General features: G+C 70.6%; 16 protein-coding genes. 1 reads left to right on the top strand and 15 read right to left on the bottom strand.

Translation table 11 applies throughout. From position 1 onward, the window contains the following. Positions 1–71 precede the first annotated feature (71 nt). The 10 genes from FKR81_RS20965 to FKR81_RS20920 all read right to left on the bottom strand — a co-directional run bounded on the left by FKR81_RS20965 (position 72) and on the right by FKR81_RS20920 (position 9,780). Positions 72–512 carry a hypothetical protein gene (locus FKR81_RS20965; protein ID WP_146353811.1) on the bottom strand — a complete coding sequence of 147 codons (441 nt, stop codon included), beginning with the start codon at positions 510–512 and terminating at the stop codon, positions 72–74. After that, on the bottom strand, positions 509–1,252 hold the full coding sequence (gene dapB, locus FKR81_RS20960; RefSeq protein ID WP_146353810.1) for a 4-hydroxy-tetrahydrodipicolinate reductase: 744 nt from the start codon (positions 1,250–1,252) through the stop codon (positions 509–511). Before dapB ends, FKR81_RS20965 begins: the two co-directional genes overlap by 4 nt. After that, positions 1,249–2,646 carry a M16 family metallopeptidase gene (locus FKR81_RS20955; protein ID WP_146353809.1) on the bottom strand — a complete coding sequence of 466 codons (1,398 nt, stop codon included), beginning with the start codon at positions 2,644–2,646 and terminating at the stop codon, positions 1,249–1,251. Before FKR81_RS20955 ends, dapB begins: the two co-directional genes overlap by 4 nt. Positions 2,647–2,648: 2 nt before the next feature. Beyond that, positions 2,649–4,889: a polyribonucleotide nucleotidyltransferase gene (locus tag FKR81_RS20950; protein ID WP_146353808.1), complete on the bottom strand. Its 2,241-nt coding sequence runs from the start codon at positions 4,887–4,889 to the stop codon at positions 2,649–2,651. A gap of 226 nt (positions 4,890–5,115) precedes the next feature. Continuing rightward, on the bottom strand, positions 5,116–5,385 hold the full coding sequence (gene rpsO, locus FKR81_RS20945; protein ID WP_146353807.1) for a 30S ribosomal protein S15: 270 nt from the start codon (positions 5,383–5,385) through the stop codon (positions 5,116–5,118). A 138-nt stretch (positions 5,386–5,523) separates the two neighbouring features. Then, positions 5,524–5,964 (bottom strand): 2'-5' RNA ligase family protein, encoded by a 441-nt coding sequence (locus FKR81_RS20940; RefSeq protein ID WP_146353806.1) that lies wholly within the window; start codon positions 5,962–5,964, stop codon positions 5,524–5,526. Next, positions 5,961–6,434 (bottom strand): helix-turn-helix domain-containing protein, encoded by a 474-nt coding sequence (locus tag FKR81_RS20935; protein WP_146353981.1) that lies wholly within the window; start codon positions 6,432–6,434, stop codon positions 5,961–5,963. Before FKR81_RS20935 ends, FKR81_RS20940 begins: the two co-directional genes overlap by 4 nt. Positions 6,435–6,518: 84 nt before the next feature. After that, positions 6,519–7,451, bottom strand: a complete 933-nt coding sequence (locus FKR81_RS20930; RefSeq protein ID WP_146353805.1) for a bifunctional riboflavin kinase/FAD synthetase — start codon at positions 7,449–7,451, stop codon at positions 6,519–6,521. Between the two features lie 95 nt (positions 7,452–7,546). Then, a complete protein-coding gene (gene truB, locus FKR81_RS20925; RefSeq protein WP_146353804.1) occupies positions 7,547–8,434 on the bottom strand; it encodes a tRNA pseudouridine(55) synthase TruB in 888 nt (295 codons plus the stop codon). An 11-nt stretch (positions 8,435–8,445) separates the two neighbouring features. Then, entirely contained in the window at positions 8,446–9,780 is a 1,335-nt protein-coding gene (locus tag FKR81_RS20920) for an MFS transporter (protein WP_235921672.1), read from the bottom strand. A gap of 147 nt (positions 9,781–9,927) precedes the next feature. On the opposite strand from FKR81_RS20920, the gene FKR81_RS20915 reads away from it, so the two are divergent. Next, on the top strand, positions 9,928–10,110 hold the full coding sequence (locus FKR81_RS20915; protein WP_146353802.1) for a hypothetical protein: 183 nt from the start codon (positions 9,928–9,930) through the stop codon (positions 10,108–10,110). On the opposite strand, the gene FKR81_RS20910 is transcribed toward FKR81_RS20915, so the two are convergent. The 5 genes from FKR81_RS20910 to FKR81_RS20890 form a co-directional block, all read right to left on the bottom strand. After that, positions 10,100–11,413: an MATE family efflux transporter gene (locus tag FKR81_RS20910; protein ID WP_146353801.1), complete on the bottom strand. Its 1,314-nt coding sequence runs from the start codon at positions 11,411–11,413 to the stop codon at positions 10,100–10,102. The two genes, FKR81_RS20915 and FKR81_RS20910, sit on opposite strands and share 11 nt — an antisense overlap. Before the next feature lie 325 nt (positions 11,414–11,738). Continuing rightward, a complete protein-coding gene (locus tag FKR81_RS20905; protein WP_146353800.1) occupies positions 11,739–12,866 on the bottom strand; it encodes an ROK family transcriptional regulator in 1,128 nt (375 codons plus the stop codon). After that, positions 12,863–13,849, bottom strand: a complete 987-nt coding sequence (locus FKR81_RS20900; RefSeq protein WP_146353799.1) for a DHH family phosphoesterase — start codon at positions 13,847–13,849, stop codon at positions 12,863–12,865. Before FKR81_RS20900 ends, FKR81_RS20905 begins: the two co-directional genes overlap by 4 nt. 58 nt (positions 13,850–13,907) lie before the next feature. Further along, on the bottom strand, positions 13,908–14,360 hold the full coding sequence (gene rbfA, locus FKR81_RS20895) for a 30S ribosome-binding factor RbfA (protein WP_146353798.1): 453 nt from the start codon (positions 14,358–14,360) through the stop codon (positions 13,908–13,910). A gap of 13 nt (positions 14,361–14,373) precedes the next feature. Next, a complete protein-coding gene (locus FKR81_RS20890) occupies positions 14,374–14,670 on the bottom strand; it encodes a DUF503 domain-containing protein (protein WP_146353797.1) in 297 nt (98 codons plus the stop codon). Positions 14,671–14,691: the final 21 nt, after the last annotated feature.

Here is a 14,691-nt window from a genome sequence, read left to right as displayed (position 1 = left end):
TTTGTCAATCGCACGTTGATGAGGGGAGCTTTCATCAACCTGAGGTTGATGAAAGCTCCCCTCATCAAGCACTAAGGCGTGTGCAGCTCGATGGCGCGGCGCATGGTGTCGCGGGCCCGGCGGCGGTCACCGGCGAGGTCGTAGGCGTGCGCGAGGCGGAACCACGCGCGCCAGTCCTCCGGTGCCGCTTCCAGCTCCGACTTGCGCTCCTCGAACCACGCGTCGGCGGCGTCGCGGTCGACGCGGCCGGACGGGCGGCGCGGGAGGTCCGAGTCGTCGGGCAGGCCGCCCTCGTCGGCGAGCTCCCGCGCCATCTTCTCCGTCTGGTAGCCGAACCTGAGGTTCGTCCACGCGATCCACACGCCGATGAGCGGCAGCAGCAGGACGCCGATGCCCAGCGCGATGCCGACCAGCTCGCCGGTGCCGATCAACGCGATCGCGCGGCCGGTGAGCAGCACGAAGTAGACCGCCAGTGCGGCGGTCAGCACGAACGCGGTGATCCTGGTCTTCACAGGTCCATGTACTTGTCGAGCCCCAAGCTCAGGCCGGGGTGCTTCGCCACCTCGCGCACGGCCAGCAGCACACCGGGCATGAACGACTTCCGGTCCAGCGAGTCGTGCCGGATCGTCAGCGTCTCGCCCTCCTGGCCGAACACGACCTCCTGGTGCGCGATGAGGCCGGAGATGCGCAGCGAGTGCACCCGCACGTCCTCCACCAGCGTGCCGCGCGCACCCAGCTGCTCCTCGACCGTCGCGTCCGGCATCGCCGGAACACCCGCGGCGGCGCGGGCCTGCGAGATGAGGCGCGCGGTGTGCGCGGCGGTGCCGGACGGGGCGTCCAGCTTGCGCGGGTGGTGCAGCTCGATGACCTCGGCCGAGTCGTAGTACTTCGCGGCCAGCTCGGCGAAGCGCATGGAGAGCACGGCGCCGATCGCGAAGTTCGGCGCGATCAGGACACCGAGCGACGGCTTCGGCGCCAGCCACGACGTCAGCTTCTCGAGCCGCGGACCGTCGAAGCCGGACGTGCCGACGACGCAGTGGATGTCGTTGGCGACGCAGAACTCCAGGTTCCCCATCACGACACCGGGATGCGTGAAGTCGACGGCGACCTCGACGCCCGCCTCGGTCAGCGTGGACAACGGGTCGTCGGCGTCGATCGCGGCGACGACCTCCGCGTCCGGCGCCGCCTCGACCGCGCGCACCACCTCGGCGCCCATGCGGCCCCGCGCGCCGATGACTCCGACGCGGATCATGCAATCACCTCGTGAACCTGGGAGGGAAGATCGTCGGCGTGATCGTAAGGGCCGACCACGGCCGCCGCGACGGGTCGGCGCAGCAGATCACGTGCGAGAGCGGCCACATCGGACGCGGTGACCGCGTTGATGCGCTCCAGCGTCTGCTCGACGCTCAGGTGATCGCCGTAGTTCAGCTCGCTCTTGCCGATGCGCGACATGCGTGAGCTGGTGTCCTCCAGGCCCAGCACGAGCGCCCCGCGCAGCTGGCCCTTGCCGCGGACCACCTCGGCCTCGCTGATGCCGTTCGCGGCGACGTCCAGCAGCACCTCGCGGACGACCGACGCGACCTCGCCGAGCCGGTCCGGCTGGCAGCCCGCGTACACCGCCAGCGTGCCCGTGTCGGCGTACAGGCCGACCGACGAGTACACCTGGTACGCCAGGCCGCGCCGTTCGCGCACTTCCTGGAACAGCCGGGAGCTCATGCCACCGCCGAGCGCGGCGTTGAGGACGTTCAGCGCGAACCGGCGCTCGTCGTGCCGATCCAGCGCGCGCACGCCGAGCATCAGGTGCGCCTGCTCGGTGTCGTCCGTGTGCAGCACCAACTTGCGCGCGCCGGGGATGCGGGCGCGGCCGGTCCTCGGCGCCACCGCGCTGCCCGTGGTGGACAGCCGGTCGCCGATCGCCTTGCGCGCCAGGCGCATCACCTGCGCGTGCTCGATGTTGCCCGCGACGGCGAGCACCATGCGCGGCAGCGTGTAGCGCTTCTTGTAGAACGTGTAGAGCGCGTCGCGCTCCATGTCCTGAATGGACTTCTCGGTGCCCAGCACGGGACGGCCGAGCGCGTGCTCACCGAACAGCGCCTCGACGAACGCGTCGTGCAGCAGGTCCTCGGGGTCGTCGTCGCGCATGGCGATCTCCTCGAGCACCACGCCGCGTTCGGTCTCGAAGTCGCGCGGGCCGCAGACGGCCTCGAACACCACGTCGCACACCAGGTCCAGTGCCAGCGGCAGGTCCTCGTCGAGGACGTGCGCGTAGTAGCAGGTGTGCTCCTTGGCGGTGAACGCGTTCAGCTCGCCGCCGACGGCGTCCATCTCCTCGGCGATGCCCTTCGCGGTGCGCCGCGCGGTTCCCTTGAACAGCAGGTGTTCGAGGTAGTGCGCCGCACCGGCGACCTCGGGCCGCTCGTCGCGCGACCCGACCTGCACCCACAGCCCCACCGACGCCGACCGCACGCTCGGGATCCGCTCGGTGATGACGCGCAAGCCCGACGGCAGCATGCTGCGCCGGACCTCGGACCCCGCCGAGCTCTCCAGCACCCGTGTGGTGCCGGGCTTCTGCAGGTGCCCCGGTGCTCCCTGACGCGGACGGCCGCGGGTGGTTGCACCCGCGGCCGTCCCGTTCTTGTCAGTCACGCTCACTGCGCGGGGGCCGCCTCGGCAGCCGCCTCAGCGGCGGGCGCTTCGTCGGCAGGCTTCGCGGCGTCCTCTTCGTTCACGACGATGAGGCTGATCTTGCCGCGCTGGTCGATGTCGGCGATCTCGACGCGGAGCTTGTCGCCGACCTTGACGACGTCCTCCACCTTCGCGATGCGCTTGCCGTTGCCCAGCTTCGAGATGTGGACGAGACCGTCCTTGCCGGGCAGCAGCGAGACGAACGCGCCGAACGCCGCGGTCTTCACCACGGTGCCCAGGAAGCGCTCGCCGACCTTCGGCAGCTGCGGGTTCGCGATCGCGTTGATCATGCCGATCGCGGCCTCGGCCGACGGGCCGTCCGCCGCACCGACGTAGATCGTGCCGTCGTCCTCGATGGAGATGTCGGCACCGGTCTGCTCGGTGATCGAGTTGATCATCTTGCCCTTCGGGCCGATGACCTCGCCGATCTTGTCAGTCGGGATCTTGACCGACGTGACGCGCGGAGCGAAGGCGCTCATCTCGTCCGGGCGGTCGATGGCCTCGGCCATGACCTCGAGGATCGTCAGTCGCGCGTCGCGCGCCTGGCCGAGAGCCTGGCCCAGCACCTCGGACGGGATGCCGTCGAGCTTCGTGTCGAGCTGGAGAGCCGTCACGAACTCCTTGGTGCCTGCGACCTTGAAGTCCATGTCGCCGAACGCGTCCTCGGCGCCGAGGATGTCGGTCAGCGCGACGTAGCGCGTCTCGCCGTCGACCTCGTCGGACACCAGGCCCATGGCGATACCGGACACCGGCGCCTTCAGCGGCACACCGGCGTTCAGCAGCGACATGGTGGACGCGCAGACCGAGCCCATCGAGGTGGAGCCGTTGGAGCTCAGCGCCTCGGAGACCTGGCGGATCGCGTACGGGAACTCGTCGCGCTTCGGCAGGACCGGCATGAGAGCGCGCTCGGCGAGCGCGCCGTGGCCGATCTCGCGGCGCTTCGGCGAACCGACGCGGCCCGTCTCACCCGTGGAGTAGGGCGGGAAGTTGTAGTGGTGCAGGTAGCGCTTGTGCGTCTCGGGAGCGAGCGAGTCGATCTGCTGCTCCATGCGCAGCATGTTCAGCGTGGTGACACCCAGGATCTGGGTCTCGCCGCGCTCGAACAGCGCCGAGCCGTGCGTCCTCGGGATCACGGCCACCTCGGCGCCGAGGTCACGGATGTCCGTGAGACCGCGGCCGTCGATGCGGACCTTGTCGCGCAGGATGCGCTGGCGCACGAGCTTCTTGGTCAGCGAGCGGAACGCGGCGCCGACCTCCTTCTCGCGACCCTCGAACTGCTCGGCCAGCTTCTCCAGCGTCGCGGCCTTGATCTCGTCGAGCTTGCTCTCGCGCTCGGCCTTGCCCGCGATCGTGAGCGCCTGGGCCAGCTCGCCCGACGCGGCCGACTCGACGGCCTCGAAGGCGTCCGCCTGGTAGGCCGGGTACGTCGGGAACTCACCGGTGGCCTTCGCGGCGACCTGGGCCAGCTGGGCCTGGGCCTCGCAGAGGACCTTGATGAACGGCTTCGCGGCCTCGAGACCGGCGGCGACGACCTCCTCGGTGGGGGCGACAGCGCCCTCACCGATCAGGTCGATCACGTTGTCGGTGGCCTCGGCCTCGACCATCATGATCGCGACGTCACCGGAGTCGACCACGCGACCCGCGACGACCATGTCGAACACGGCCTTCTCGAGCTGCTCGTAGGTCGGGAACGCGACCCACTGGCCCTCGATGAGCGCCACGCGGACGCCACCGATCGGGCCGGAGAACGGCAGGCCGGCGAGCTGCGTGGACGCGGACGCGGCGTTGATCGCCACGACGTCGTACAGGTCGGCCGGGTTGAGGCTCATGACCGTGATGACGACCTGGATCTCGTTGCGCAGACCGTCCACGAAGGACGGGCGCAGCGGACGGTCGATCAGGCGGCAGGTGAGGATCGCGTCCGTGGACGGGCGGCCCTCACGCCGGAAGAAGGAGCCGGGGATGCGGCCCGCGGCGTACATGCGCTCCTCGACGTCCACCGTGAGGGGGAAGAAGTCGAAGTGTTCCTTGGGCTGCTTCGACGCCGTCGTGGCGGAGAGCAGCATGGTCTCGTCGTCCAGGTAGGCGACGACGCTGCCGGCGGCCTGGCGGGCCAGGCGACCGGTCTCGAAACGGATGGTGCGCGAGCCGAACTTGCCGTTGTCGATAACGGCAGTCGCCTCGTGGACCTCGATGTCCGTCATTTACTTGTTACTCCTCGTCTTTTGGACACCGCAGCGCGTCTGACGAGGCCGGTCTTCGATCGAAGTCCCCTGGGTTTCTCCTGTGAGCCAGGGGGCCACTACCGAGGACCGGCGAACTGCTCGCGCGTGCGGGGCCCTGTTTTTTCCTCTTTGCAACCAGGGGTTGTATACACCCGGTTGTACGCCGAGGGGGAGTGACCGGCCGGTCACTCCCCCTCGGGACGATTCACCTGCGCAGGCCGAGGCGCTGGATCAGCGACCGGTAGCGCTGGATGTCCACCTTGGTCAGGTAGTTCAGCAGACGGCGGCGACGGCCGACCATCAGCAGAAGACCCCGACGGGAGTGGTGGTCGTGCTTGTGCTGCTTCAGGTGCTCGGTGAGGTCAGCGATGCGCTTGCTCAACATGGCGACCTGGGCCTCGGTGGAGCCGGTGTCCGAGTCGTGCAGACCGTACTCGCCGAGGATGGTCTTCTTCTGCTCAGTGGTCAGTGCCACTTGGTGTTTCTCCTTGAACTTCGATTCCGTGCGGCCCCGCGTCTCGGAGTTCCGGACGGGGGTAGTCGGTACTGGCCGCCACGGAACGCAGCCAGACTCAACTGGGAAGGTTATCAGGCGATCCCCGCAGGGGCCTGTTCACGTGCTCAAGCCCACCCGCGCGATCGGCACGTACGCGCCTTCGTGGCTGCTGATGAGGACGGCTTCGGTGGCCGTCCACGCGGCGCCCGTGAACTCCGGCAGCGGCTGTTTCCGGTAGCCGCGCGCGATCGTCAGGTGCGCCTGCCAATTGTCGTCCGCGCCCGCTGCCGCGGCCAAGTCATTCAACTGACCCTCGACGCCGGCCCACAGGACGTCGCCCCGGAAGGTGCCGAACCCGCTGAGCCTCAATGTCGGCGCGGGCTGACCGGCGAGCGCGTGGAAGCGCTTCAGGTCCGCCGTCGGGCCGTGGAAGCAGAGCGTGACGTGCCACTTCTCCTTCTTGACCCACCTGAGCTTCGCGCTCTTGCGGTCGAGCACCGCGTCCAACTCGGCCACCACCTCGGGTGGCGGGAAGAGAGCGGTGAAGAGCTTGGTCAACGGCTGCGGCCAGCCCGGCGCAGCAGTTCAGCGATCTGCGGGAAGTCCTCGTGCAGCATGTCCGCCGCCTGGATGAGCTCGGCCCGGTCGGCGACGTTGCGCAGCACCGGGAAGATCGCGGCCTCGTCACCGTTCACGGGCAGTGAGTCGCGCGACACGGTGGGTTTGGACTCGCGCACGTCGTCCAGTGCGCGCTGCAACGCCTCGGGCGCGCCGGTCGCGACGTCCGGCGTGAGCACCTTGCGCTCCAGCATGATCATGCGGGCCAGCACCGCCGGGTTGCCGATCTTGGCGCGGCGACCGCTCATGACCTGGCTGAGCATCGGCGCGCTGATGCCGAGCACGTCCGCGAGCTGGGCCTGCGAGACGTTGAAGGCCACGACCAGCCGGCGCACCCGGTCGCCGAGCGGTTCTCCGTACCACTCCCGCTGCAGAGCCAGGTTGCGCTGAACGATCTTGTGGTCCTCCACCTTCGCCTCTCCCGTAGCCCCGGTGTCCGCCGTCATCCTGCCAGGCGAAGTGCCATCCGATGTGCGGTTCGCCTGATATGACGGTCACGACTCGGCGAGCAGTTCCCTCGATCGGTCTACATCCCGGTGCATCTGTTCCAGGAGCGCCTCGACGGAGTCGTACTTCTCCATCTCGCGCAGCCGTTCGACGAAGTCCAGCGACACCCGCTGGCCGTAGTAGTCCTCGTCGACGTCGAGCACGAAAGCCTCGACCCGTCGCTCCCGTCCGGAGAACGTCGGGTTCGTCCCCACGCTCACCGCGGCCTTGAGCTGCTTGCCCGCCGCGTCGGTGAACCAGCACGCGTAGACGCCGTCCGCGGGGATGGCGGCGAACTTGGCCGTGGACAGGTTGGCGGTCGGGAACCCGAGCTCCTTGCCGCGCCCGTCGCCGCGCACGACGATGCCCTCCAGCCGGTGCGGCCTGCCGAGCGCCTCGGCGGCGGCCCGGACGTCGCCCGCGTCGATGCACGCGCGGATGTACGTGGACGAGTAGGTGACCTCGTCTGCGCTCACCAGATCTGCTCCCTCGGTGACGAACCCGAACCGCTGCCCCAGCTGGCGCAGCAGCGCGACGTTACCCGCGGCCTTGTGCCCGAAGGTGAAGTTCTCGCCGACCACCACGGCCGCCGTGTGCATCCGCTCGACCAGCACCTCGTGCACGAACTCGTCCGCGGGCATGCGGGACGTCTCGACGGTGAACGGCAGCACGCAGAAGTGGTCCACGCCCAGCCGCTCGACCAGTTCGGCCCTGCGCCGCAACGTGGTGAGCTGCGCCGGGTGGCTCCCCGGCCGCACGACCTCGGACGGGTGCGGGTCGAACGTCATGAGCACGCTCGGCACACCCCGCTGCCTGGCCAGCTCGACGGCCCGGCCGATCAGGGCCTGGTGGCCTTTGTGGACACCGTCGAAGACGCCGATGGTGACCACGCACCGGCCCCAGCCGCCTGGAAGATGATCGAGTCCGCGCCAGCGTTGCACGACGATCAGCCTACGTCGGGTCCGCGGCGGGCAGCCCGGTGGCCGCGTTCTGCACGAGCACTCCGATCGGCCGGTCGAGGTCGCATGACGCGAACCTAGCCAGCCGGGCTGAGGACCACGACCGGTTTCGCCACCGCGCCCTCGTCCTTGACCAGTGCGATCACGTGACCGTCCGGCCCGAACACGCCGTAGGTGCCGTCGAACCCGCCCGCCGCCAGCCGCTGCCCGTGCGACAGGGCGGAGGCCTCCAGCGGGTCGATCTCCCGGCGCGGGAACGCCGTGTCGACGGCCGCGTCGAGGTCCAGCGACAGCTCGGGCGAGGCCTCCAGCTGCTCCAGCGTGCGCGCCACGCGGAGGTCGAACGGGCCGACCCTGGTGCGCCGCAACGCACCCAGGTGCCCGCCGACGCCGAGCCGCGCGCCGAGGTCGCGGGCCAGCGCCCGCACGTAGGTCCCGGACGAGCACTCGACCATCACGTCGAGCTCGGTCGTCTTGTCGACGCGGCGCACCATCAGCACGTCGAACCGGTGGACGGTCACCGGCCGGGCCGGGATGTCCACCGTCTCCCCCGCGCGCACCCGCGCGTAGGCCCGCTTGCCGTCGATCTTCACCGCGGACACCGCGGACGGCACCTGCTGGATCGGGCCGGTCAGCTCGGCGACGCCCGCGCGGATCGCGTCCTCGTCCACACCGGATGCGTCCACAGTGGACAGAACTTCGCCCTCCGCGTCGTCCGTCGTGGTCGCCGCGCCGAGCCTGATCGTCGCCAGGTAGGCCTTGCTGTCGAGCGCGAGGTGACCGAGCAGCTTGGTCGCCCGCTCGACACCGAGCACGAGCACGCCGGTCGCCATCGGGTCCAGCGTGCCCGCGTGCCCGACCTTGCGGGTGCCGAGAATGCGGCGAACCCTCGCCACCACGTCGTGGGAGGTCATACCGTCCGGCTTGTCGACGACGACAAGTCCGGGCGCCACAGGAAGCTTCACGGGCGGAGATCCTAGGCGGCGGTGGCCTGACGCGACGACGCGTCCCACCGGGTGCGGCGCAGCCGCACGGGTACGGTCTCGCCGCGTTCCTCGGCGGCGAACACCTCGGCGCGCGTGCGACGCCACCAGACGAGCATCCGCCACGTGCCGAGCAGCAGCACGCCGAAGCAGGCCAGGAGGCCGATCCGGAACGCCTGCTGCGGCGCGAGGCCGTCCGCGAGGTCCAGCAGCACGCCGACGCTCAGCGCCCCGATGGTCACCGCTGTGAAGCCACCCACGTTCACCAGGCCGCTGGCCGTGCTGACCCGTTGCATCGGGTTGTAGTCGCGGGCCAGCGCGAACGCGACGCCGGAGATCGGGCCGCCGACGGTCAGCACGAGGAACGCCACCCCGAGCACCGGGATCGGCACGACACCGCCCGGCCAGCCGAGCAGCACGGTCCACACGACGATCGCCGCCGCGACGAACGCCCCGGCGATGGGCATCCGCAGCTCGGGGCGCTTGGAGAAGACCGCGCCGATGATCGGGCTGGCGATGATCGCGCCGATGACCAGCAGGCCGAGCATCGTGGACGCGGCCTCCGGCGACATGCCCTGCGCCTGCACGAGGTACGGGAAACCCCAGAGCAGGCCGATGATCGCGGGCGTCGACATGGTCGAGAAGTGCGCCCAGAACCCGAGCCGCGTGCCGGGGACGGCCCACGCCTCGGCGACCTTGCGCAGCACCCCGCGCAGCGGGACCGGCTCCTGCACGGGCGCCGTGACCCCGTCGGGCACGTCGCGCAGGCGCCACAGCGCGATCACGGAGTACGCGGCGGTCAGCACGCCCGCCAGCAGGAACGCCCACGTCCAGCCGAAGCGGGACAGCATGAACGTCAGCGGGAGCGTCGCGACCAGGTTGCCGGCGCCGCCGAGCGCGGCGGTCAGCGACACGATCAGCGAGAACCGGCGGGCCGAGAAGTGCGCCGCGGCGAGTCGCAACACACTGACGAACGTCATGGCGTCACCGACGCCGAGGACCGCGCGGGCGACGAGGCCGAGCGGGTAGGAGTCCGCGATGGCGAACAGCACCTGTCCCGTGCCCATGAGCAGGGCGGCGGCGGTGAGCACGCGGCGCGGGCCGAACCGGTCGACGAGCAACCCGGTCGGGATCTGCATGAGGGCGTAGACGCCGATCTGCAGCACGGTGAACGTGCCGAGCGCGGCGGGTCCGAGCCCGAACCGCTCGCTCGCCTCCAGCCCGGCCACGCCGAGCGTGGAGCGGTGGAAGACGGCGGCGATGTAGACGACGACGGCGGTGGACCAGATCAGCCACGCTTGCTTGCGGGCGCGATCGGTGACCGTCAAGGCGACACTCTCCCCAGGTCGGAGTGGGATTGTCATTAGTTACATCGCCTAAACAACAACTTTGGTAACGATTGCATGCCGTGGTGTTCGCCACAGCGGCCGTTCGGCGGACATCACTGCAAGCGATTGCATGTCACCCTGATGCGCATGGGGTCACTCGTTCGCGCACAAACAAGGTCACGCTTCGCGATCATCAAGGCGGTCGCCGCACTAGCCCTCGTAGCACTCGCCTACGTGGCTCTGGGGCCCGTCGCGGCCGCTGTCGCCGCACTCCCGATCGTCGCTTTCGTCATCCGCCGCGCGATGCTCGGCAGACGGGTCAAGTCCTGATCGCTCCCACCACGGCCCACTGCCCTGACCGGGTGCGCCACACGACGGCGATCATGCGCAGCACCATGAACGCCGCCAGCCCGGTCCAGATCCCGGTCAGGCCCCAGCCGAACGCCAGCGACGCCCAGATCAGCGGCAGGAAGCCCAGCGCCGCCGACAGCAGCGTCGCGGTCCGCATGAACGCCGCGTCGCCCGCGCCGAGCAGCACACCGTCCAGCGCGAACACCACCCCCGCGATCGGTTGCAGCGCAACGAAGAACCACCACGCGTGCGGAATCTCCGCGAGCACGCCCGCGTCCGTCGTGAACACCTTCGGCAGCACACCCGCGAGCGCCGCGAACACGACGCCCAGCCCGATCCCGAACACCAGCCCGTAGCCGGTCACCTGCCACGCGAGGCTCTTCGCCCGCTCCCGCTGCGACGCACCGAGCGCCGCCCCGACGAGCGACTGGGCCGCGATCGCCAGCGAGTCGAGCACGAGTGCGAGGAACGTCCACAGCTGCAGCACCACCTGGTGCGCGCCCACCGCCTCGATCGACGTCCGCGCCGCCACCGACGCAGCCGAGATGAAGCAGGCCTGGAACGCCAGGCCGCGCAGCACCAGGTCACGCCCCATGCCGAGCTGCTCGCGCATCAGCGCGGGCCGCGGCTTCAGCGGCACGTGCTCCGCGAACAGCGCCCGGAAGAACAGCCCGGCCGACAGGACCTGCGCCACGACGTTCGCCACCGCCGAACCTTCGAGTCCCCACCCGACCGGGTGCACGAGGATCGGGCACAGCACCGCGGACAGGGCGTTGCCGACGAGCACGTAGCGCAATGGCTTGCGGGTGTCCTGGACGCCGCGCATCCAGCCGTTGCCCGCCATCGTCACGAGGATGAACGGCGCCCCGAACAACGCGATCCGCAGCCACGACACCGCCGCGTCCGCCACCTCACCGCCACCGGCCAGCACCCGGCAGATCGGTCCGGCGAACAGCTGGCCCAGCACGAGCACCACGAGCCCGGCCGCCAGCGCGAGCCAGGTGGCCTGCACGCCTTCCTCGACGGCGTCCTGCCGCCGCCCGGCACCGTGCAGCCGCGACGCCCGCGCGGTCGTGCCGTAGGACAGGAACGTCATCTGGGCCGCGATCTGCGTCAGCACCACGCCGCCGAGCGCGAGGCCCGCCAGTGGGAGCGCGCCCAGGTGGCCCACCACCGCGGTGTCCACGAGGACGTACAGCGGCTCGGCCGCCAGCACCCCCAGCGCGGGCAGAGCCAGTGCGGCGACCTGCCGCGCGGGCACCCTTGCCTCAGTCACACTCATCCCCCCGATCAGGTGAAATGAGTAGAACACGGGACCGTGGCGGTGATGCCGTGGCGCCGAACACGCCCGGCGGGCCAAGCCTCGCGTCCCCGAGCGTGCGACCCCGAGCCTTCGCGAACGGGCGCCCGCGCCCTCAGCGCACCAAGCTGCGCCCAAAGCTCACCCCGCGCCCTAAGCCACGGCCCCAAGCTCATCCCGCGCACCAAGCCGCGCCCCATGCTCACGCAGGGGTCCCCGCCCAGGGGCACCCTGATTCCATTCTCCCAGCGAGCACCGACAATTCCGGCCGCTCAAGCCCCAGTTGTCCACAGGGCCGCACCCACACTCAGCCCGTGGTGCCGAACGCCCTCTCGCGAGCGACGGACAAAGCCGAGTGCAAAGCTCCGGACCGCACCGGGTGCGTGGTGACCGAGGCCATCTGCACCGGCGTCCGAGGCACGACGAGCGCCCGCAGCTCGGAGGCGACGAGATCGCACAACGTCTCACCACCGGCCAGCGCGAGCGCCCCGGACAGCAGCACGAGCTCGGGGTCGAGCACGCACACCACGTTGGCCAGCCCGATGGCGATCCGGTGCGCGAGGTCCTTGAGGAACTCGCGCCCCTCCTTGCCGACCTCGAGCGCGTGGCTCACCGCCTCCAGCCCGCACCCGGCGGTGATGCCGTGCGACGCGGCCAGCGCGACGATCGCGTCGGAGTCGACCTGGTCGCCGTAGCGGCCGCCGGGCACCTGCATCGAGTCGACCTCGCCTGCACCGCCGGTGACGCCGCGCAGCAGCTCGCCGTTGACGACCACCGCGGCGCCGATCTCGTCGGCGGGCCAGAACAGCACGAAGTTCCGCACGTCCTGCGCGCGGCCGGAGCTCATCTCCTCCAGCGCGGCCAGGTTGATGTCGTTCTCGACGCTCACCGACGTGCCGAACAGCTCGCGCAACCGGCCCGGCAGGTCGAAGCCGTCCAGTCCGGGCAGGTGCGGCGCGAAACCGAGGTGGCCGGTCACCGGGTCGACCGCGCCGGGTGTGCCGACGACGATCTGGCTCAGCTCGTCCAGCTGCAGGCCGGCGAGCGACGCGGCCTTGGCGAGGATGTCGCGGAACGACTCCAGCACGTGCTCGCGCGGCATGGGTGCGCTGTGCTCGGCGAGCAGGGCGCCGGTGATGTCCGCGACGGCGACGTCGATCGAGTCCGGGGTCAGCTCGACGGCGGCGACGTGCGCGACGCTGCCGTTGACGGCCCACATCTGGGCGCGCGGGCCGCGGCCGCCGCCGCGCAGGCCGGTGCGGACGACCATGCCGTCCTCCTCCAGCCGCGCGAGCAGCTGGGCGGTCGCCGGCTTGGACAGGCCGATGACCTCCTCCAGCTCGGAGCGCGTCATGGGGCCGGTGCGCAGCAGCGTCTCGATCGCCGCGCGGTCGTTGATCTCCCGCAGCAGCCGCGGGCTTCCTGTTCGCGTCATGACTCCAGCGCCTTCCGCAGCTCCGCCAGCAGCTGCTCGGACGTCCCCTCGAAGGTGAACCCGGACGCGAGCCGGTGCCCGCCGCCGCCGAGCCGCTGGGCCACGTGCCGCACGTCCACCCGCGACACCGCGCGCAGCGACACCGACCAGAAACCGGGGCGCAGCTCCTTGAACACCGCGGCCACCTCGGCCTCGCGAACGGATCGGACGACGTCGACGACGCTCTCGACCTCCTCGCTGCGCAGGCCGCGGGCGTCCTCCAGGGTCACCACCGCGTGCGCGAGCCCGAGACCACCGGCCGCGTCGCGGTCGAGTCCCGCGCGGCCCAGCACCTTCGACAGCATTCCGAGGTACGCGAAGGGGTGTTCGAACATCAACGGCCGCAGCACGCTCTCCGCGTCCACGCCGGTCGCCAGCAGCCGGGCGGCGACCTCGTGCACCGCGGGCCCCGCGTGGCGGAACGAACCGGTGTCCGTCGCGACACCGGCGTACAGGCACCGCGCGACCGGCTCGTCGAGCTCGACGTCCAGCTCGTCGAGCAGCCGCAACGCGATCAGCGCGGTCGCCTCGGCCTTCTCGTCGATCACGTGCAACGTGCCGTAGCGCGTGTTCGACACGTGGTGGTCGACCACGATCACCTGACCACCGGCGTCGATCGTGCCCTGCACCCGGTCGCCGAGCGGCCCGAGCCGCCCGAGGCTGCCGGTGTCCATGACGACCAGCAGCGGCGGCGCGGCGGGCACCTCGGACGGCGGCACGAGCAGACCGGCGAAGTCCAGCGACAGCAACGACTCGGGCACCACGTCCGGCTCACCGAACGACACCCGGACCCGGACACCGCGGCGGTGCAGCACCAGCCCGACGGCCAGTGCGCTGCCCAGGGTGTCCGCGTCCGGGTTGATGTGGGCCAGCAGCGTCACATCGTCGGCCTCGGCGAGCAGGCGCGCCGCGTCGGCCAGATTGGTACTCAGGTCGTCAGCCACACGAAGACGTTAGCCGCTGACCCAGTCCGATCGCCGCACGCCACCCCTGTGCCGGTGCTCAGTCCTCGTCGTCGGACGCCTCGCGCGGTGCCTTGTACGGGTCCGCCTCGCCCGCCGGACGGGCACCGGACGCGAGTCGCGCCACCTCGGCGTCCGCGGCCTGGGCGCGGGCGAGCAGTTCGTCCATCTTGCGCGCCACGTCCGGCACGGTGTCCGTGACGAACGTCAGCGTCGGCGTGAACCGGACACCCGTCTGCGCGCCGACCATCGAGCGCAGCACGCCCTTGGCGCTCTCCAGCGCCGCGGCGGCACCGGTCAAGTCGGGCTCGGTGTCCAGCTTCTCGCCCAGCACCGTGTAGTAGACGGTGGCGTCGTGCAGGTCACCGGTCACCTTGGTGTCGGTGATCGTGACCCGTGCGAGACGCGGGTCCTTGACCTCGTGCTCCAGTGCCGAAGCGACGATCTGCGAGATCCGCTTGGCGAGCTTGCGGGCGCGTGCCGTGTCGGCCACGAGCCTCCCCTTCCTAGTCGTCCTCCGGCCCGACGATGCGCGTCCGGGTGGAGAGCAGTTCTACCTCGGGCCTTCCCGCCACGAGCCGTTCACACGCGGCGAGCAGGTCCCTGACATGCTCGGCGTCAGCGGCCACGGCCGCCACCCCGATGAGCGCGCGCCGGTGCAGGTCCTGGTGACCGGCCTCGGCGGCCGCCACCTCGAACTTCTTGCGCAGCTCCGCGACGACGGGCCGCACCACCGAGCGCTTCTCCTTGAGCGAGTGGACGTCGCCGAGCAGCAAGTCCAGCTCCAGAGCCCCCACGTACACGATCGTCCTCCTGCGACAAAG

Origin of the sequence: Lentzea tibetensis, assembly GCF_007845675.1 — a bacterium.
Lineage (GTDB): Bacteria > Actinomycetota > Actinomycetes > Mycobacteriales > Pseudonocardiaceae > Lentzea > Lentzea tibetensis.
Note: the sequence above shows the minus strand (reverse complement) of the source record. Positions and strands in the feature narration are given on the sequence as shown.

What these genes read in the sequence shown, in the direction of transcription:
- FKR81_RS20950 (WP_146353808.1), bottom strand. Translation starts at nt 4,889, where the DNA reads ATGACGGACATCGAGGTCCACGAGGCGACTGCCGTTATCGACAACGGC.
- dapB (WP_146353810.1), bottom strand. Translation starts at nt 1,252, where the DNA reads ATGATCCGCGTCGGAGTCATCGGCGCGCGGGGCCGCATGGGCGCCGAG.
- FKR81_RS20910 (WP_146353801.1), bottom strand. Translation starts at nt 11,413, where the DNA reads ATGAGTGTGACTGAGGCAAGGGTGCCCGCGCGGCAGGTCGCCGCACTG.
- FKR81_RS20915 (WP_146353802.1), top strand. Translation starts at nt 9,928, where the DNA reads ATGGGGTCACTCGTTCGCGCACAAACAAGGTCACGCTTCGCGATCATC.
- FKR81_RS20905 (WP_146353800.1), bottom strand. Translation starts at nt 12,866, where the DNA reads ATGACGCGAACAGGAAGCCCGCGGCTGCTGCGGGAGATCAACGACCGC.